Raw genomic sequence first — 17,877 nt, 5'->3', positions numbered from 1 at the left:
GGGTGATCTCATTCGACACGGTGACGAAGCGCTACGGAGCGCGGACGGCCCTGGACGCGCTGTCCGTGGAGGTGCGCAGCGGCCATGTGACAGGATTACTCGGCCCAAACGGTGCCGGCAAGTCGACCGCGATGCGGCTGCTGCTGGGATTGGACCATCCGACACACGGCAGCGTGACGATCGACGGGGCACCCTACGCGCAGCTGCGTCATCCGCTGCACAAGGTCGGCGCTCACCTCGACGCGCGCTCCTGTCATCCGAGGCGCAGCGCGCGGGCGCACCTTCTCGGGTTGGCCCGGTACGCCGGGATTCCCGCCCGCCGTGTCAGCGACGTGATCGATATCGTCGGGCTGGGATCCGTCGTGCGGCGGCGGGCTGGGAGCTTCTCGCTCGGCATGGGGCAGCGACTCGGAATCGCCGCGGCGCTGCTGGGCGATCCCGAGGTGCTCGTTCTCGATGAGCCGATGAACGGGCTCGACATCGATGGCGTCCGTTGGATCAGATCACTGCTGAAGTCGTTCGCATCCGAGGGGCGAACTGTGCTGGTCTCCAGCCACCTCATGGCGGAGATGCACCAGACCGTCGACCGCGTGATCGTCCTCGGCAAGGGCCGCCTCCTCGCCGACTGCACGACCGACGATCTGGTCACCTCGGTCGCGGACGTCGTCGTTCTGCGCACACCGGACACGGGAGTTGTCTCCTCACTTGTACGGACCCTTCAGAGATCGGGAATGTCGGTCGAGCAGACTGGGCGAGGATCGTTCGCCATCACGGGTGGGACCGCGGACGCCATCGGCGACGCGGCGTTCGAGCACGGGGTGCGGGTGCATACGCTGTCGGCCACCCCCGCGACGTTGGAAGACGGCTACCTGCGGATTGTGGAGGACGAGTTCGAATTCCGGGTGCCGGGAGAGCAGGAAGGCGGTGAGGCGCGGTGATCAGCGCGTTGCGGGCGGAGTGGGGCAAGACGTTCTCCCTCCTCTCGCCCATCCTGTGTCTGGCCGCCACCCTGGTCATCGTGGTGATCACCGCGCTCTCGCTCGGAAATGACTTCGTGCGCGGGATCGACATCGGTGAGCAGCCGCTGGGGGCGGTGGCAGGCGTTGCCGATGTGCTCGGACCCGCGGTGCAGTTCGGCAATCTTACGTTCGCCGCGTTCGCGATGGTCACGATCACCGCTGAATACTCCAGCGGCAGCATCCATTCGACGTTTCAGGCGCAGCCGCGCCGCGCGATCGTCCTCGCGGGCAAGACCGTGATCAGCATCATGGTCGGCCTGCTCAGTGGCACGATCGTCGGGGCACTGGGGCTGGCGGCGGGGCTGCTCGCACTGGAAGGACACACCGCCGCTCTGCGAGAGCCAGCGGTTGTTACTGCGCTGCGCGTGGGCGTGCTGTTCGCCGTCACAGCGATCCTGGTGATCGCGATCGGCGTCATCGTCCGCAGCGCTGTCGGTACCCTCGCGGTCAGTCTCGTCATGCTGGTCGGGATGCTGGCGCTGCCCCCCTCGGTGAGCAGGTGGACGCCCGCCGGAGGTGCCGCGGCGTTCGTCACGGCGGACAACGCCGACTACCCAGCCTTCGTCGGCATATCGGTCGTGGCCGCGTGGGCAGCCGCGACATACATGATCGCATCCGTGCTGCTGCAGCGTCGTGATGCGTGAGTCCTCGGGGAGACCCGTGGTGAGGAGAAGATGAGCCGACACCCGACTCGAAGCACCGCGAGCACCGTCGTGGTGGTCGTGATGTGCGCCGTGGCAGAAGTTGCGCTCCTGGGCTGGTGGGCCGTCACTCGCTCGACGGTGGTCTACTTGCTTCTGCAGCTGGTCCTGATCGTCGTGGTGTGGCTCGGGGTGATGATCGTCCGGCATCGGCTCCACCGCCACGAGTACGAGGAAGCCATCGCAGCGAACGCGGTGCTCGCCGACCGTGCCCGGCTCGCGGACGAGCTGCACGATACCCTCGGTCACGACCTGAGTCTGATCGCCCTGAAAGCCGGGAGCCTGCAGGTGCGAGCAGACGGTTCCGTGCGGGATCTTGCCGCCGGCATCCGGCATGACGTCGACCTCGCCGTCGAGCGGCTCCGCAGGGCGCTCGATGACACGCGCGCCGCGGACTCGGCCGAGTCGGTCGATGGGATGATCGAGCGACTCACCGCGGCGGGTGTATCGATCACTCGCACTGGGCACCTGCCCCAGGGGCTCCCGCGGGAAGTCGAGCTCGCGGCTTCCCAACTGGTTCGCGAGGGCCTGACCAATGCGCTCAGACACGCGCCGGGCAAGCCGATCGGCATCACGTACCGCACTACGCCTGCCGACGTGGAGATCGAGATCCACAACCCCATGCCCGGCGCTCCTGACCGCGAATCAAGAAGCCCGACATCGGGAACCGGTCTCGACCGTCTCCGCCGTCGGCTCGACGTGCTCGGCGGTGACTTCCAGATCACGGATGACTCCGGCGGGTTCACGATCACCGGGCGTCTTCCCAGACGCGTTCGGCCCGGATCCTCTCGCGACTCCTTGCCGCGCACGTCGCCCTGGCGCAAGACCATCCGTTCGGCGCTCATTCCGGTCGCCGCGACGGTGGCGATCGCGCTGGGCTTCTACGCCTGGGCTGTGAACGATTCCGTTGCCGAGGAGGACAGCTTCGCCGGGCTTCAGGTCGGCATGTCCGATGCCGACGCCGCGCGATCACTCCCCGCTCGCGAGGCTCCCGTCAGGCTCGTCCCGTCACCACCGCACGACAGCAGATGGGTCTGCGAGTACTACACCGACGGCAACTTTCCGCTGGGTCTGGCCGTGTTCGAAGTGTGCTTCGAAGCCGGTTCCATCGTGCGGCTGACCGATCTGCGGGCATCACCATGGCTGTGATCCGTGTGCTCCTCGCCGACGACGACACTGATGTCCGCGCCACGTATCGGTCGATCCTCGAGTCCGACCCGATCATTCACGTGATCCCCGCGGAGGCCGCAAGCGGACGGGAAGCCATCGTGAAGACGCTCGACGAGAAGCCCGATGTCGTCATCATGGACATCCGGATGCCGGAGCTCGACGGACTCGTCGCTCTCGAGCACATCCGCCGCGCGCGCCCCGAGCAAGCAGTGCTGATCGTCACCACCTTCGGCGACGCCGAGTATGTCGCCCGCGCAGTGAGCCTCGGGGCCAACGGGTTCCTCACCAAGACGGGAGACCCCTACGACCTCCTTCGCGGCGTCAAGGCCGCCGCGGCCGGAGGAGCCGCCCTGTCACCGGCCATCGCCGCTCACCTCATCGACGTGCTCCGCGTGAGCGCACAGCGGCCAGCACGACGCACCGTCGCCGCTGCGGATCTCACGGCACGCGAGCGCGAGGTGCTGTCTCTGCTTGCCCGGGGGAAGTCCAACGCCGAGATCGCCGCCGAGCTGTTCCTCGTGGAGGGGACGGTCAAGGGCTACGTGAGTGGGATCTTCACGCGCCTCGGCGTCCGCAACCGCGTCGAGGCGGCGATCAAGGCCCATGAAGCAGGAATCGTCTGATGGTGGATGTCGGCACAGACGAGGGCGAGCCGGTCCCTTCCTCTGGTGCCGGAGCCAAGCGCGCGCACCGGAGAAACGCGTACGCCCACGATATGTGCGGCTTCGTAGCATGTGACGCATGCGTGTGTTGATCGTCGAGGACGAGCCGTTGATGGCCGAGGCCATCCGCGACGGACTGCGCCTGGAGGCGATCGCCGCTGACATCGCCGGTGACGGCGACACCGCTCTCGAGCTGCTGGGCGTCAACGACTACGACATCGCTGTGCTCGATCGTGACATCCCGGGCCCGTCCGGTGACGAGGTCGCCGCGAGCATCGTCGCCTCCGGCAGCGGGATGCCGATCCTGATGCTGACCGCCGCGGATCGCCTCGACGACAAGGCATCCGGATTCGGGCTCGGCGCCGACGACTACCTCACCAAGCCGTTCGAGTTGCGCGAACTCGTACTGCGACTTCGCGCGCTGGATCGGCGGCGATCCCGCAGCAGGCCGCCGGTGCGGGAGATCGCGGGGTTGCGGCTCGACCCCTTTCGCCGTGAGGTCTACCGCGACGGACGGTATGTCGCGCTCACCCGCAAGCAGTTCGCCGTGCTCGAGGTGCTCGTCGCGGCGGAGGGCGGCGTGATCAGCGCCGAGGAACTGCTCGAGAAGGCGTGGGATGAGAACGCCGATCCGTTCACGAACGCGGTACGGATCACCGTCTCGGCCCTCCGCAAGCGTCTCGGCGAGCCCTGGGTCATCGCCACCGTACCTGGTGTCGGCTACCGCATCGATACGGCGCCAGAGACCGGGGCCGTAGGAGGCGCGTATGGGTAGACGGCGAGGCCTGAGCGCCCGCGTCAAGCTCACCCTCAGCTATGCGGGGTTCCTCGTCTTCGCCGGCATCCTGCTCCTGGGAGTGACGTGGTACTTCCAGATCCGGGAGACGTCCGTCTTCTACCTTCCGACGCTCGACGACTTCCTGCTCGTCTTCGACCCGGGCAACTTCGGTCCTCGAATCTTCACACCCGCAGCGATGCTGGTGCTCCTGGGCCTGCTGCTCGTCGGGCTTGCCGGTGGGTGGATACTCGCCGGCCGCATGCTCGCGCCGTTGACGCGCATCACGAGCGCTGCGCGAAAGGCTGCGAACGGGTCGCCTACTGGCCCATCCATATCGAGAACGTATGGAGAACGTCATACGGCCTGGTAACGCTGCTCTTCGTTGACTGATGGTACGAGCCACTTCAGACAACCCAAGGATGCAGAAATGACCACGGCCTTCTCGATGACGAACGCTCCCCTTGAGACGCGCAGGCGCCTCTGGCTGCCACTTCTGGCGGCGCTCTTCGTGCTGGTTGCCGCTGGTTGCACGAGCCAGTCGGAGGACACGGACACCGGCCGGCAAGGCGACGCAGGCACCAGTTCGGCGATCGATTTCTCCCAGTGCATGCGCGACAACGGGGTGGAGGACTTTCCAGACCCAGACGCCTCTGGCCAGCTCACCATCGACGCGATCGCCAACAACACGAACATCGACACCAGTAGCACGAGCTTCGAGCAGGCGCTCACCGCATGCCGGGATCTGCAGCCTGCCGGATTCACCGGCTACCAGCGCACCGATGAGCAGCAGGCGGCGGCGCTCGTCTTCGCACAGTGCGTTCGCGACAACGGGCTCACGGATTTCCCCGACCCCGGCCCCGGCGATCCGCTCATCGACACCACCAAGATCCCATCCGCGAACCAGCCCGGCGGCATGGACAGGCTCAATGCCGCCTTGGACGGGTGCGACCAGCTGATGGGCGACGCGGGCGTCACGCCGTGAAGAAGCGCACCATTGTCCTGGTCGTCGTGACGACTGTCGTAGCGGCCGTCTGCATCGGCGGGGCTGCCTTCTACTTCGGCAAGCCCGACACCGCCACAGCAGAGTCGGCCGCACCGGTGACGACCGCAACTGTCGAGCGTGGCGATCTCTCGCAGGTCGTCTCTGCCAGCGGGACGCTGACCTATCGCGCCCGTCCCGACGGCACGCCCTACGTCGCGATCAACCAGGCGAGCGGCATCTACACCGCGTTGCCCGCGACCGGCGACGCCGTCGGATGCGGCGACACTCTCTACCGCGTGGACGACAAGCCGGTGCTCCTGCTCTGCGGCGAGCTCCCGCAGTACCGCGACCTCGAGATCGGTGCGACAGGCGCGGATGTCGCCCAGCTCAATCGAAACCTCGATTCCCTCGGCTACGATCAGGCCGCGGGCGTCGAGATCGACCCCGCGGACGACGTCTTCAGCTGGAGCACATGGGCGGCTCTCACCAAGCTTCAGCATGATCGGGGCCAGGACGAGACGGGCGAGCTCGCTCGCGTCGACGCCGTGGTGCTTCCGTCGCCGGTCCGGGTGGGGGGTGTGCCCGCCCAGTTGGGCACCGGCGCTCAGCCGGGCACGGCCGTCGTTCACGCCACCTCTGACACTCTGGTCGTCCAGGTGAGCCTCGATCCGTCCCAGCGAGCCGACGTGCTCATGGATTCGCCGGTGCTCATCACATTGCCGGGCAGTACCTCGACCACCGGCAAGGTCGCAGAGATCGGAAGAATCGTCACCACCGCCGACGGCCAGGGTGGTGTCCAGGACGTGAAGATCCTCGTCACCATCACGCTCGACAACCCCGAAGAAGCGACAGGGCTCGACCACGCCCCCGTCAGGACGCAGATCACCACCGCTGGAGTGCAGGACGTCCTCAGCGTTCCCGTCGTTGCGCTCGTCGGCAATACCGGCGGCGGATACGCCGTCGACGTCCTGGGCGAAGACGGCAGCCGTAGCCTGGTTCCCGTCACGCTGGGCCTGTTCGATCAGGCCAGTGGCCGAGTTCAGGTCGAGGGCGATCTCACCCCGGGGGACGCCGTGGTGGTGCCGTCATGACCGACACGACGGTCTTGGAGCTCGATGGCGTCACCAAGGAATACGGCGAGCAGGCACCTGTCCACGCGTTGCGAGGGGTTTCCTTCTCGGTCCGTCAAGGCGAGATGGTGGCGATCGTCGGGCAATCCGGGTCGGGCAAGTCCACGCTGCTGCACATCATGGGCACCCTCGACAGGCCCACCAGCGGTGTGGTGCGCATCGATGGAGTCGACGCCGCTCGGCTCGACGATCGCGAGATCTCCAGCCTCCGCGCCCACAAGATCGGGTTCGTCTTCCAACAGTTCTTCCTCGCCGAGCACGCCACCGTCCGTGAGAACGTCGCCGATGGACTGCTCTACGCCGGAGTCCCCGCAACCGAGCGACTCCAGCTCGCAGAGCTGGCCCTGCAGAGGGTCGGCCTCGCCGATCGCGCAGACTTCACACCCGGCACACTGTCCGGGGGCCAGCGACAGCGGGTGGCGATTGCTCGCGCCATCGTCGGACAACCGGCAGTGGTCCTCGCCGACGAGCCCACCGGAAGCCTCGACAGCACCACCGGCGCGTCGATCATGGACCTCATCCGCGACTTGAACGATTCGGGAACCACCATCGTCATGATCACCCACGACATGACCTTGGCCGATCAGTTGCCACGCCGGGTTCGCCTGCTCGACGGCCAGATCGTCTCCGACAGCGACCGCCAGGAGCCCACATGAGCGCCAGGACTGGACGACTCCGGCTCACGGACGCGCTCAGAGTGGCCGGCGTCGGATTGCGTGCCCGGCGCCTGCGCGCGGCACTGTCGGCGCTTGGGATCGCGATCGGCACCGCCGCCATCGTCGGCGTCCTCGGGCTCTCGGCCTCATCCCAAGCCGGACTGCTGGCCGAGATCGACCGACTCGGAACCAACATGCTCACCGTTGAAGCCGGGCAGAGTCTCGGCGGCGGCCCCGCGGTGCTTCCGAACGCCGCCCCCGCCATGATCGACCACCTCGCAGGCGTCGAGCAGGCCGCTGACACCTCCGTGGTGACGACAGCAGGCGTCTACCGCAACGCGATGATCCCGGCGGCGAACACCGGAGGCCTCCAGGTCCAAGCAGCCAGCGTGAACCTCCTGGCCGTGCTCGGCACCGATGTCGGGCAGGGCAAATGGCTCGACGAGGCCACAGCGAAACTGCCCGTTGTCGTCTTGGGATCCGCTGCCGCCCAGCGCCTCGGCATCGACCGGGTCGACCTGGGAGCGCGGGTCTGGCTCGGCGGGACGTTGTTCGACGTCGTCGGCATCCTCGAACCGTCTCCGTTGGCGCCGGAGGTCGACAACAGTGCGATCGTCGGATACGCGGCCGCACAGACGTATCTTGGCCACGTCAGCGTCGACGACGGACTGCCGGAGACCGGCTCGCCCACCTCGATCTACGTGCGCACCGCCACCGGCCACGAGGCTGAAGTTCAGGAACTCCTCGCAAGAACCGCCAATCCCGAGGCGCCTGTCGAGGTGAACGTCAGCAACCCCTCCGACGCTCTCACCGCACGAGCGGCTGCCGCAGGCGCATTCGACAGCCTGTTCCTCGGCCTCGGAGCGGTCGCGCTGATCGTCGGTGCAGTCGGTGTCGCCAACATCATGATCATCGCCGTCCTCGAACGCCGCTCCGAGATCGCCCTTCGCCGCGCCCTCGGCGCCACGAAGGCGCAGATCCGGACGCAGTTCCTCACGGAGTCGATCCTGTTGGCGATCATCGGCGGCATCGTCGGCGTGCTGACCGGAGTCGTAGCGACGGCCATCTACGCCACGTCGAAAGCCTGGACCGTCGTCATACCCGCGCAGGCGTGGATCGGGGGCATCGGGTGCGCGATCCTCATCGGCGCGCTCGCGGGCATCGTGCCGGCCATCAGAGCCTCGCGGATGCCACCGACTGTGGCACTGCGGACGGTGTGCCAAGCGCTTCTCGACGTGTCAGGTCACCAGTCGTAGGAGGGCTGTGGCCAGGCCGGCGATGAGCACGATGAGGATGAGCGGCAGTCGGAGGATCGCGGCGGTGACCCCGGCGAGCACCCCGGCGGTGCGGGTCCAGTCGGCCAGGTCCTGGCCGTCGAACAGCGTGGAGGTAGCTGCGACGGCCGCCAGGAGCACTGCGACGGACTGTTCGAGACCCCGATCGACCTTGGCGGGGAGCTCTATTCCCTTCGAGGCGGTCCCGGCGAGCCTGATGGCATACGTGCCGACGGCGAGTAGTCCGCATGCGGTGAGCAGCTGTGGATCAACCACGGCGGGCACGTCGCTTCCACAGCAGGACGAGAGAGAGCAGAGCGATCAGCGGGGCGGCTCCGGGGGGCACGAACGGTGTGACCGCGACGGCGAGCAGTGCTCCACAGGCCACGATGATCGCCGCAGGCTTGCGGGGCACCGCACCCAGCACCATTGCGAAGAGGATCGTGGGGAAGACCGCGTCCAACCCCAAGGCTGAGACATCGGTGACGGTGCCGAGGATCACGCCGATCGTGGCACCCAGGGGCCAACTCACAAAGATGGCCCAGCCGAGCACCCAGAAGGCGCGCCGCCGGAGTGCAGGGTCCCGGCGCGCCGTTGCGTAGGCGACAGTCTCGTCGTTGACGAAGTGCGCCGCGAGCAGGCGTGTCCATCCGCCTTGGAGGAACCGTGATGCGGCGATCCCGTACACGCCGTTACGCAGGTTCACGAGCAGAGCGCCCGCCGCGGCCGCCAGCGGTGCAGCTCCGGCGAGGATCGAGGCGATGAACAGCAGCTCGGCCGAGCCGGCGAGGACCGTCACGGCCAAGCCGATCACCAGCCACGCGGGCAGCCCTGCCTCCGATGCCAGGGCGCCGTAGGAGACGCCGACCACCAACACTGCGGATGCGATCGAACCGACGTCACCCGCCATGCCCCGGATCGATTGGTCTGATGAACTCACGTTCATTATCATGAACGGATGCCGAGTGTTCGTCAAGCTGTACGAAGCGTTAGCTATCATGAACGCATGGTCAGTGGCTCAGTGCGACAGCGCATCGGTGCTGCGGTGCGCAGCGAGCGCAACCGCGTCGGCTGGAGCGCCGCCGAACTCGCCCGGCGAGCAGGCATCTCCAAAGCGAGCGTCTCCCAACTCGAATCGGGTACGGGCAACCCGAGCGTGGAGACCCTGTGGTCCCTCAGTGACGCGCTCGGGGTGCCGTTCTCCACACTCGTCGACCCCGGCTCGGCAGGTCCGACACTCATCCGCGCCACGGACGCGCCACCGATCACGGCCGCGGGAAGTGCCTACTCCGCCTCGTTGCTCTCGGCGTGCCCCACCGGAGCCCGACGCGACATCTACCTGGTCAAGGCTGAGCCAGGCGATCCTCGTCGCTCCGCACCTCACCAGGTCGGCACCACTGAACACGTCATCGTGGTCTCAGGTTCCGCAGATGTCGGACCTCCCGACGATCCTCAGCGCCTAGGGCCCGGCGACTACGCCTCGTACCGAGGTGATTCCGAGCACATCTTCGCCGCCCACGACCCGGGCACGGTCGCGATCCTGATCTCCGAACTGCGATAGTCGTCCGATCGCCCTGTCGCAGCTCGCTCGGGCGCGCACGGGGCTACCGATCCACGGCCTGCGGGCTCAGTCGCGTGTCGCGTCCGAGGCGGTCGTGCTGCCGACGCCCCATGAACGCCACTCGAAGCCGAGGGGTTCGGCGATCGGGTCGACGATGAGCCCGATGGTGTCGTCGTCGAGCTCGGGGCGCGCCGCGACCGCGAAGACCGACACCTCGAGGAGGGAGCCGAATTCGACTCTCGTCATCCGCTCGGCGGCCGTCTCGGCCGGCGGGACCGACTTCAGCACCGTGCTGACGAGGCGCCGGGCCGCCGAGTCGATCGCAGAGTGCCGGGCGGCAGACCGCTTGACCCGGATCACGCGCCGCGTGGCGTCCCTCACGGCCGGTTCCCGTGTGATGGCCGCGATCGGTGCGACGTGCTCGGCGGTGAGGGCCTGGGCCGCATCGACGAAGCGCTGCAGCTGCTCGCTGTTGGGGCCGTACTTGTTCACCACGCCGTCGTTCTACGGACGCGCCAGTCATGAGGGAGGGGGACGATCTGCTCGGCCTCCGAGGTCGGACCCGGGAGATCGTCGGAGACGCCGGGTTGCCGGGTCGAAGTTGTGATCGAGAGGGGTTGACGCACGCCCCCCGGGTATCTATGCTCTGTTTACAACGTTAAAGTACAACGTTGTAAATCTCCCGATCGATAACCAGCGATCGAACACACGAGAGGCATTCGATGAAGAAACTGCTTGCGGCGCTTGTGGTCGCCGCCGGTGTCACCACAGCGCTGACGGGCTGCTCCAGCTCGGCCAGCTCCGACTCCTCCGGCCCGGTGACGCTCACTTTCTGGCACGGCTACACAGAGGCCGACGGAAAGGTGCTCGATCAGATCGTCCAGGACTTCAACGAGTCCCAGGAGGGGATCACGATCAAGACCGAGACCAAGACCTGGGCGGTCATCGGCGACACCTTGCTCCCCGCGCTCTCCGCCAAGACCGGACCGGACATCGTCGCAATGCCTGCCGAGAACCTCCCCGTGTATGCGGGCAAGGGAGCCTTTGCCGAGCTCGACGACTTCTACGCGAGCGACGCGACCAAGAGCGCCTCGCTGAACGAGAGCGCTGTCGAGATGGTCAAGGTCGACGGCTCGTTCTATGGCGTGCCGACCGGCTTCGTGCCGCTCTCGGTCATCTACAACAAGACCCTCTTCGAAGAGGCAGGCATCACCTCCTTCCCGAAGACCTGGGACGAATGGGTCGCCGACGCCAAGAAGCTCACGATCGACGCCGATGGCGACGGCACGCCGGAGCAGTACGGCCTGGCCTTGCCCGACCACGCCACGGTCGGCAACGGTGTATGGCCCACGCTGTTCTACGGCAACGGTGGAGGGGTCGTCGAGGACGGAGCCTCGGTGCTCGACTCCAGCACCAACGCCGAGACACTCTCCTACTGGGCCTCCGCCGTGAAGGATGGAAAGATCTCGCCGACCGGTCTCGACGGCGTCGCCGCCGACAAGTTGTTCTCTTCCGGCAAGGCCGCGATGGAGATCGGCGGCCCATGGATGGCCTCTGTCGCCACCGAGAACAAGATCGACTACGGCATCGCCGGCGTTCCCGCCGGCCCCAAGAGCGACGCCGTGTCGGCGATCGGCATCTCCGCCGCGGTGACCGCCCAGGCAGATGCCGCCAAGAAGGCTGCAGCCGAGAAGTTCTTCGACTACTTCTTCACGAAGGATGTCGCCACCGAGTGGTCGCTCGGATCCGGCTGGCCCCCGCTGCGCACTGACATCCCGTCCTCGGACGTCGCCACCAACACTGTGGTCGCCTCGCTCACCGAGCTGGCCGGCACCGCCCGCCCACTCCTGCCCGGCGTCGCCAACAGCACCGACGTGCTCGCAGCGGTCGACGAGGCCACGCAGAAGTCGCTGACCGGCGGAGACCCCGCCGCCCTGCTCAAGGCCGCCGCTGCGCAGGTGGCCCAGGCGCTCGGCAACTGACCCAACCCGGGCGGCCGTCCCCTGCGACGGCCGCCCGGCCCACGAAGGCGATCATGACCTCTTCGACCCGCTCCCTCACGCGCACGCGACCGTACCGGCCCCCTGCGCCGCTCGGCGGGCGTCCGCGCGCCCAGCGGCGCGGCCCCATCGCGCTCTTGTTCCTGCTCCCCGCGCTCGTCGTGCTCATCGCGTTCGTCGGCTGGCCGATGCTGTCTGCGCTGCGACTGTCGTTCACGAACGCGAGCGGCTTCGGGGTCGAGGAGTGGGTCGGCCTCGAAAACTACGCGCGGGTCTTCTCGGATCCGCGGATCCTGGCCACGCTGGGCAACACCGCCTTCTACACCGCGCTGTTCACCCCGACCGCGCTGGTCGCCGCCCTCCTGCTGGCGCTGCTGTTGGGCAACCGTCGCCTGGTCGGCCGCGGCTTCTTCCGCACCGCGTTCTTCCTTCCGTTCATCGTCTCGCTCGCCGTCGCCGCATTCGCGTGGACATACTTGCTGGATCCTCAGGTCGGCCTGCTCAACCACTGGTTGCGCTCGGTGGGCATCCAACTCGGCGACGTGCTGCAGGATCCGACCCTCGCCATGCCGACGGTCGTGCTCGTCGCGATCTGGAAGAGCTTCGGCTTCTACATGGTGATCTTCATCGCGGGCCTGCAGGAGATCCCCGAGTCGCTCTACGAGGCGGCCAAGATCGACGGTGCTGGCGCCTGGCGCCGCTTCACGAACGTGACCCTCCCCCAGCTCAGCAACACCCTCGCGTTCGTCGTGACTTTCGCGATGATCGCAGCCCTCCAGGCGTTCGACCAGATCTACGTGATGACTGGCGGCGGGCCCTACCGCTCGACCCAGACGGTCGTGATGGAGATCTACCAGGAGGGCTTCAAGAAGCTCGATCTGGGCGGCGCGACGGCGCTGTCCTACGTGCTGCTGGCTGTGACCCTGATTCTCAGCTTGGTGCAGTTCCGCTTCTTCGGGCGGCGAGAGAAGGACAACCTCTGATGGCCGCGCTCACCGCCTCCTCCCGCTCCGTCTCCGGATCCGCCCCGCGCGTGGTGCGCCGCCGCGTCAGCCGCGCCGTCGAGCGCTGGCTGCTGTTCGCCGCCGTGCTGGTGCTGGCCGCGCTCGTGCTGCTGCCCGTGCTGATCATTCTGTTCACCGCCTTCAAACCGGCCGCCGAGATCAACGCCTACCCGCCGACGCTGCTGCCGGGGGCTTGGACCCTCGACAACTTCGCCCGCATCTTTCACGACCTGCCCTTCGGGCGCCTGTTCCTGAACAGCCTGCTCTTCGCGGGCGCAGTGACCCTGCTCGCACTCGTATTCGACTCGCTCGCGGCATACGCGCTGGCCCGCCTCGACTTCCGCGGCAACCGGGTGTTGCTCGTGGTGATCGTGGCGAGCCTGATGATCCCATTCCAGGCAACGCTGATCCCCGTCTACCAGCTGGTCGCGCAGCTGGGCTGGGTGAACACGTTCGCGGGGCTTGTCATCCCTCGGGCAGCCGATGCGTTCGGGATCTTCTTCCTGCGTCAGTTCTTCGTCTCGCTGCCCCGTGACCTCGACAACGCGGCCCGCATCGACGGTGCCGGCGAGTTCCGGATCTTCCGCAGCATTGTGCTGCCCAATGCGGTGCCGGCGATGTTGACCCTGGCGATTTTCACCTTCGTGAACAATTGGAACGACCTGCTCTGGCCGCTCGTGTTCACGACGTCGCCCGAGATGGGCACGATCACCTCGGGCCTCACGCTGCTGACCGGCCCGAGCGGGATCATCCCCTACGGCACCATGATGGCCGGCGCGCTCATCGCGGTGCTCCCGCTGGCTGTGATGTTCCTCATCATGCAGAGACGCTTCATCGAGAGCGTCGCGACGACAGGGCTCAAGTGATGACGACACGACAAGAGCGCTGGTTCGAGGACGGATGCCTGCACCTGGGCCTGGGCATCGAGGACACATTCGTGCCGCAGGCGCGACCCGGCGAGCGGGCGATCGACGAGTACGCGCTCACCGAGCACGACGAGCGCTTCGCCGAGGACTTCGCCCTCGCCGCCGGTGTCGGCGCGACCGTGCTGCGCTGGGGCGTGCCCTGGTACCGGGTGGTACCGGCTGACGGCGTGTGGGACTGGGAGTGGACGGATCGCGCGATCGACGCGCTGCTGGCCCAGGGATTGCGGCCGATCATCGACCTACTGCACTACGGCACCCCGCTGTGGCTCGATGACCAGTTCGCGAACCCCGAGTACCCTCGCCACGTCGAGGAGTACGCACGCCGGTTCGCCGAGCGCTACGGCGACCGCGTGGTCGACTACACGCCGGTGAACGAACCGGTGATCCACGCGCTGTTCTGCGGCGAGTACGGCTATTGGCCCCCCTACCTTCGGGGTGCAGAGGGCTTCGCCCGAATCGCCGCGAACCTCGCGCGGGGCTTTGTGCTCAGCCAGCGGGCGATCGCCGAGGTCGTCGGAGATCGGGCGACCTTCGTGCACGTCGACGCCGCCATGAGCTTCCGGGGGGATGACGACGCCCCCGAGCATCGTGCGGAGGCGGAGCGCCTGCGCCACCAGGTGCATCTCGTGGAGGACCTGGTGACAGGCCGTGTCGACGACGGCCACCCGCTGCGGGATCGCCTGGCGCCGGCCGTCACGGACGAGGAATTGGAATGGTTCCGCGCCCACGCCGTGCAGCCCGACGTCATGGGCGTCAACTACTACCCGCGCCATTCGACCGAGCTGTTCGAGGCGGGCGTGCACCACGGCGGGGGCTTCGCCGATCCCCGCCCCAGCGTCGACCGCGGAGTCGCCGGGTTGCGCGAGGCGCTCGAGGCATTCGCTCGCCGGTATGGCGTGCCTGTAATGGTCACCGAGACGTGCGTGACCGGGTCCGTCGAGGAGCGCATCGCCTGGCTCGAGGACTCCGTCGCACTCGTCGCCCAGATGCGCGCGGAGGGCGCCGACATCGTCGGCTACGTCTGGTGGCCGCTCTTCGACATGTACGAGTGGACGTGGCGCCACACCGACGCGCCGCGCCGCGCGCACCTGCTGACCATGGGGCTGTACGACCTCGTCGAATCGCCCGAGGGGCTCCTGCGGGTCGCCAACCCGGTCGCCGACCGCTACCGCAGGATCGCCGCCGATGCGACGGTCCGCTGATCCCTCCCGACCCCTCTCACCAACGGAAGCACGAATGAACAAGGCAAGCCTCTCTCTCCGCCCCTCAGCCGTGATCGGCGCCGTCGATCCCCGCCTGTACGGATCCTTCGTGGAGCATCTGGGCCGCGCGGTCTACGACGGCATCTACGAACCCGACCACCCCAGCGCCGACGCCGACGGATTCCGCACCGACGTGATAGAGCTCGTTAAAGAACTCGGTGTCTCGGCGATCCGCTACCCGGGTGGCAACTTCGTCTCGGGCTTCAAGTGGGAGGACTCGGTCGGCCCCCGGGCCGAGCGCCCGCGGCGCCTGGACCTCGCCTGGCACTCGACCGAGACGAACGAGATCGGGCTGCACGAGTTCCAGGACTGGCTCGACAAGGTGGGCAGCGAGCTGATGCTGGCTGTGAACCTCGGCACCCGCGGAACGGCCGAGGCGCTCGAGCTGCTCGAGTACACCAACCATCGCAGTGGCACTCGGTTGGCCGAGCAGCGCATCGCCAACGGCCGCACGGCGCCCTTCGGCGTGCGCATGTGGTGCCTCGGCAACGAGATGGACGGCCCCTGGCAGGTCGGTCACACCACCGCTGAGGAGTACGGGACGCTCGCGGCCAAGACCGCGCAGGCGATGAGGATGGTGGATCCGGATCTCGAGCTGGTCGTGTGCGGATCCTCCAGCTCCTCGATGCCGACGTTCGGCGAATGGGAGCGGGTCACGCTCACCCATGCCTATGATGACGTCGACTACATCTCGTGCCACGCGTACTACGAGAACACGGGCGATCTCGGCAGCTTCCTCGCCTCGGGCGTCGACATGGACCACTTCATCCGCAGTGTCGTCGCCACCGCCGACCACGTCGGGGCCGTGCGCGGGAGCCGAAAGCTGATCGACATCTCGTTCGACGAGTGGAACATCTGGTACAACACCCGGTTCGAGCGGGTCGACCGCATCGCCGGCGTCGACAACTGGCCGATCGCCCCGCGACTGCTCGAAGACGTGTACACCGTCTCGGACGCGGTCGTGTTCGGTAGCCTGCTCATCACGCTGCTCAAGCATGCGGACCGAGTCACGAGCGCCTCGCTCGCGCAGTTGGTGAACGTGATCGCTCCGATCATGACCGAGCCGGGTGGGCCCGCCTGGCGCCAGACCACGTTCTTCCCCTTCGCAGCGACCTCGAAGCACGGCCGCGGCGTCGCCCTCGAGGTCGACATCACCAGCGGCACCTACGCCACAGAGAGGTTCGGCGAGGTGCCCCTCGTCGACGCGGTCGCCACGCACGACGCTGATGCGGGCCGGTTCGCGGTGTACGCCGTGAACCGTGCGATCGACGCGCCCACCGAGCTCGCGATCGACCTCACCGGGCTCGACGCCGACGATCTGCCGGTGAGCGCTCGGGTGCTCGCCGACCCTGACCTCGACGCCGCGAACACCCTCGAGGACCCCGAGCGCGTCGCGCTCGCCGAGCTTCCGTTCACCCGCGAGGGCGCGACCGTGCGGCTTACGCTTCCGGCTGTCTCATGGATCGAGGTCCTGATCGGCTGAATCGCGCACGACTGATCGCTGTCGTGCACGCCCTCGGATGCCGGGACCCTCAGCGCGTCGCGGACTCGCGCTCGAGCACGCGGAAATCGGCGAGCAGCAGCCTGGGCGCGCCCGCGAAGTCGCCGGAAATGCGCTCCAGGAGCGCGGTAACCGCGGTCCGTGCGATCCAGTCTCGGCCAGGATCGACGGTGGTGAGCGAGGGGATCGAGTATTCGGCCTCGTCGAGCCCGTCGAATCCCACCACAGCCACGTCGTCGGGCACGTGCCGGCCCGACTCCTGCAGAGCGCGCATGGCGCCGAGCGCGAGCGTGTCGTTCAATCCGAAGACCGCATCGAACTCCACTCCGCCGGCGAGCAGCTCGCGCATCGACAGCGCCCCGTTCGCGCGGTGCCAGAACGTCGTGTACCCGATCAGGTCCTCGTCATAGGCGATGCCCGCGGCCTCGAGCGCTTCCCGGTAGCCCTGCAGGCGGAGCGCAGCGGACCCGATCACCTCGCCCTCGTGCGCACCGACCACGGCGACGCGTCGCCGACCAGAGGCGATCAGGAACTCCGTCGCGGCGCGGGCGGCCTCGACGTTGCGCATGGTGACGTGGTCGGTGGGCCCGTCGAAGATGCGCTCGCCCAGCAGCACCACAGGGTACGGCACGTCGAGAGCGGCCACGTCTTCTTGGCCCATGCCCAGCGGGCTGAAGATGAGCCCGTCGGTGAGTTTGAGCCGCGGGCTGCGCAGCAGCTCGCGCTCGCGCGCCGGATCCGCCCCGGTCTGCTCGACGAGCACCGAGACCCCGGAGGCCTCGGCGGCGGCGATGACCGCGGCCGCCAGCTCGGCGAAATAGGCGAGCCCGAGATCGGGCAGGGCGAGCGCGATGGCGCCCGTGCGTCCCGATCGCAGGTTGCGGGCGGTGAGGTTGGGCGTGTAGCCGAGCTCGGCGATGGCCGATTCGACGCGCTCCCTGGTGGCGGGGCGGATGTGCGGGTAGTCGTTGATGACGTTCGACACGGTCTTGATGGATACGCCCGCGACCCGCGCCACGTCGTGCAACGTCACCGCCATGAGTACCCCCTGATCTCCGCCAGTCTACAACGTTGCAGAACTGCTCACCGCACCTAATGCTGGACCAAGTGCGCTGAGGCGGAGTTCGCATCCGCCACCCGACCCGCGACCTCCGGGGCTCAGTCGCGCGTCGCGTCCGCGGCGGTCGTGCCGCCGGCGCCCCATGAACGCCACTCGAAGCCGAGGGGTTCGGCGATCGGGTCGACGATGAG

20 protein-coding genes are annotated in these 17,877 nt (G+C 67.7%); 16 read left to right on the top strand and 4 right to left on the bottom strand.

Annotated features, from left to right (window positions below):
- The first annotated feature begins 2 nt into the window (after positions 1-2).
- The 10 genes from QM641_RS07570 to QM641_RS07525 all read left to right on the top strand — a co-directional run bounded on the left by QM641_RS07570 (position 3) and on the right by QM641_RS07525 (position 8,354).
- The gene (locus QM641_RS07570) at positions 3-938 is read left to right on the top strand and encodes an ATP-binding cassette domain-containing protein (protein ID WP_415115062.1); all 936 of its coding nucleotides are present in this window, start codon (positions 3-5) and stop codon (positions 936-938) included.
- Positions 935-1,663, top strand: coding sequence for a hypothetical protein (locus QM641_RS07565; protein WP_415115060.1), 729 nt, complete (start codon positions 935-937; stop codon positions 1,661-1,663). The genes QM641_RS07570 and QM641_RS07565 overlap by 4 nt, the downstream gene beginning before the upstream one ends.
- A gap of 30 nt (positions 1,664-1,693) precedes the next feature.
- Positions 1,694-2,869: a sensor histidine kinase gene (locus tag QM641_RS07560; protein WP_415115058.1), complete on the top strand. Its 1,176-nt coding sequence runs from the start codon at positions 1,694-1,696 to the stop codon at positions 2,867-2,869.
- Positions 2,860-3,513 (top strand): response regulator, encoded by a 654-nt coding sequence (locus QM641_RS07555; protein ID WP_415115056.1) that lies wholly within the window; start codon positions 2,860-2,862, stop codon positions 3,511-3,513. Before QM641_RS07560 ends, QM641_RS07555 begins: the two co-directional genes overlap by 10 nt.
- Before the next feature lie 118 nt (positions 3,514-3,631).
- Positions 3,632-4,327, top strand: a complete 696-nt coding sequence (locus QM641_RS07550) for a response regulator transcription factor (RefSeq protein ID WP_415115054.1) — start codon at positions 3,632-3,634, stop codon at positions 4,325-4,327.
- Positions 4,320-4,700: a hypothetical protein gene (locus QM641_RS07545; RefSeq protein ID WP_415115052.1), complete on the top strand. Its 381-nt coding sequence runs from the start codon at positions 4,320-4,322 to the stop codon at positions 4,698-4,700. Before QM641_RS07550 ends, QM641_RS07545 begins: the two co-directional genes overlap by 8 nt.
- Before the next feature lie 57 nt (positions 4,701-4,757).
- Positions 4,758-5,312 carry a hypothetical protein gene (locus QM641_RS07540; RefSeq protein ID WP_415115050.1) on the top strand — a complete coding sequence of 185 codons (555 nt, stop codon included), beginning with the start codon at positions 4,758-4,760 and terminating at the stop codon, positions 5,310-5,312.
- Positions 5,309-6,403, top strand: a complete 1,095-nt coding sequence (locus tag QM641_RS07535; protein WP_415115048.1) for an efflux RND transporter periplasmic adaptor subunit — start codon at positions 5,309-5,311, stop codon at positions 6,401-6,403. Before QM641_RS07540 ends, QM641_RS07535 begins: the two co-directional genes overlap by 4 nt.
- Positions 6,400-7,098, top strand: a complete 699-nt coding sequence (locus QM641_RS07530; protein ID WP_415115046.1) for an ABC transporter ATP-binding protein — start codon at positions 6,400-6,402, stop codon at positions 7,096-7,098. The genes QM641_RS07535 and QM641_RS07530 overlap by 4 nt, the downstream gene beginning before the upstream one ends.
- Positions 7,095-8,354, top strand: coding sequence for an ABC transporter permease (locus QM641_RS07525; RefSeq protein WP_415115044.1), 1,260 nt, complete (start codon positions 7,095-7,097; stop codon positions 8,352-8,354). The genes QM641_RS07530 and QM641_RS07525 overlap by 4 nt, the downstream gene beginning before the upstream one ends.
- Here QM641_RS07525 and QM641_RS07520 read toward each other — a convergent pair.
- Both QM641_RS07520 and QM641_RS07515 read right to left on the bottom strand, forming a co-directional pair.
- Entirely contained in the window at positions 8,337-8,648 is a 312-nt protein-coding gene (locus QM641_RS07520) for an AzlD domain-containing protein (protein WP_415115042.1), read from the bottom strand. The two genes, QM641_RS07525 and QM641_RS07520, sit on opposite strands and share 18 nt — an antisense overlap.
- Entirely contained in the window at positions 8,641-9,312 is a 672-nt protein-coding gene (locus tag QM641_RS07515) for an AzlC family ABC transporter permease (RefSeq protein WP_415115040.1), read from the bottom strand. Before QM641_RS07515 ends, QM641_RS07520 begins: the two co-directional genes overlap by 8 nt.
- 81 nt (positions 9,313-9,393) lie before the next feature.
- Between QM641_RS07515 and QM641_RS07510 the strand changes: the two genes are divergently transcribed.
- A complete protein-coding gene (locus QM641_RS07510; RefSeq protein ID WP_415115038.1) occupies positions 9,394-9,933 on the top strand; it encodes a helix-turn-helix domain-containing protein in 540 nt (179 codons plus the stop codon).
- 66 nt (positions 9,934-9,999) lie between these two features.
- Here the strand turns inward: QM641_RS07510 and QM641_RS07505 are convergent, their stop codons facing one another.
- The gene (locus QM641_RS07505; protein ID WP_415115036.1) at positions 10,000-10,428 is read right to left on the bottom strand and encodes a hypothetical protein; all 429 of its coding nucleotides are present in this window, start codon (positions 10,426-10,428) and stop codon (positions 10,000-10,002) included.
- Between the two features lie 227 nt (positions 10,429-10,655).
- Here QM641_RS07505 and QM641_RS07500 point away from each other — a divergent pair, with 227 nt between their 5' ends.
- From QM641_RS07500 to QM641_RS07480, 5 genes are read left to right on the top strand one after another with little or no spacing between them, the layout of a single operon-like run.
- Positions 10,656-11,915, top strand: a complete 1,260-nt coding sequence (locus QM641_RS07500; RefSeq protein WP_415115034.1) for an ABC transporter substrate-binding protein — start codon at positions 10,656-10,658, stop codon at positions 11,913-11,915.
- Between the two features lie 53 nt (positions 11,916-11,968).
- Entirely contained in the window at positions 11,969-12,916 is a 948-nt protein-coding gene (locus QM641_RS07495; RefSeq protein WP_415115032.1) for a carbohydrate ABC transporter permease, read from the top strand.
- A complete protein-coding gene (locus QM641_RS07490; protein WP_415115030.1) occupies positions 12,916-13,803 on the top strand; it encodes a carbohydrate ABC transporter permease in 888 nt (295 codons plus the stop codon). Before QM641_RS07495 ends, QM641_RS07490 begins: the two co-directional genes overlap by 1 nt.
- Positions 13,803-15,065: a family 1 glycosylhydrolase gene (locus tag QM641_RS07485; protein WP_415115028.1), complete on the top strand. Its 1,263-nt coding sequence runs from the start codon at positions 13,803-13,805 to the stop codon at positions 15,063-15,065. The genes QM641_RS07490 and QM641_RS07485 overlap by 1 nt, the downstream gene beginning before the upstream one ends.
- 34 nt (positions 15,066-15,099) lie before the next feature.
- Positions 15,100-16,608 (top strand): alpha-N-arabinofuranosidase, encoded by a 1,509-nt coding sequence (locus tag QM641_RS07480; RefSeq protein ID WP_415115026.1) that lies wholly within the window; start codon positions 15,100-15,102, stop codon positions 16,606-16,608.
- Positions 16,609-16,657: 49 nt separating this feature from the next.
- On the opposite strand, the gene QM641_RS07475 is transcribed toward QM641_RS07480, so the two are convergent.
- On the bottom strand, positions 16,658-17,665 hold the full coding sequence (locus QM641_RS07475) for a LacI family DNA-binding transcriptional regulator (protein ID WP_415115024.1): 1,008 nt from the start codon (positions 17,663-17,665) through the stop codon (positions 16,658-16,660).
- Positions 17,666-17,877 lie beyond the last annotated feature (212 nt).

The sequence above is a fragment of the Microbacterium sp. genome, assembly GCF_047605725.1.
GTDB lineage: Bacteria > Actinomycetota > Actinomycetes > Actinomycetales > Microbacteriaceae > Microbacterium.
This window is presented reverse-complemented; position numbering and strand designations above follow the sequence as displayed.

What these genes read in the sequence shown, in the direction of transcription:
- QM641_RS07490 (WP_415115030.1), top strand. Translation starts at nt 12,916, where the DNA reads ATGGCCGCGCTCACCGCCTCCTCCCGCTCCGTCTCCGGATCCGCCCCG.
- QM641_RS07555 (WP_415115056.1), top strand. Translation starts at nt 2,860, where the DNA reads ATGGCTGTGATCCGTGTGCTCCTCGCCGACGACGACACTGATGTCCGC.
- QM641_RS07550 (WP_415115054.1), top strand. Translation starts at nt 3,632, where the DNA reads ATGCGTGTGTTGATCGTCGAGGACGAGCCGTTGATGGCCGAGGCCATC.
- QM641_RS07525 (WP_415115044.1), top strand. Translation starts at nt 7,095, where the DNA reads ATGAGCGCCAGGACTGGACGACTCCGGCTCACGGACGCGCTCAGAGTG.
- QM641_RS07560 (WP_415115058.1), top strand. Translation starts at nt 1,694, where the DNA reads ATGAGCCGACACCCGACTCGAAGCACCGCGAGCACCGTCGTGGTGGTC.
- QM641_RS07480 (WP_415115026.1), top strand. Translation starts at nt 15,100, where the DNA reads ATGAACAAGGCAAGCCTCTCTCTCCGCCCCTCAGCCGTGATCGGCGCC.
- QM641_RS07530 (WP_415115046.1), top strand. Translation starts at nt 6,400, where the DNA reads ATGACCGACACGACGGTCTTGGAGCTCGATGGCGTCACCAAGGAATAC.
- QM641_RS07500 (WP_415115034.1), top strand. Translation starts at nt 10,656, where the DNA reads ATGAAGAAACTGCTTGCGGCGCTTGTGGTCGCCGCCGGTGTCACCACA.
- QM641_RS07540 (WP_415115050.1), top strand. Translation starts at nt 4,758, where the DNA reads ATGACCACGGCCTTCTCGATGACGAACGCTCCCCTTGAGACGCGCAGG.
- QM641_RS07545 (WP_415115052.1), top strand. Translation starts at nt 4,320, where the DNA reads ATGGGTAGACGGCGAGGCCTGAGCGCCCGCGTCAAGCTCACCCTCAGC.
- QM641_RS07485 (WP_415115028.1), top strand. Translation starts at nt 13,803, where the DNA reads ATGACGACACGACAAGAGCGCTGGTTCGAGGACGGATGCCTGCACCTG.
- QM641_RS07495 (WP_415115032.1), top strand. Translation starts at nt 11,969, where the DNA reads ATGACCTCTTCGACCCGCTCCCTCACGCGCACGCGACCGTACCGGCCC.
- QM641_RS07475 (WP_415115024.1), bottom strand. Translation starts at nt 17,665, where the DNA reads ATGGCGGTGACGTTGCACGACGTGGCGCGGGTCGCGGGCGTATCCATC.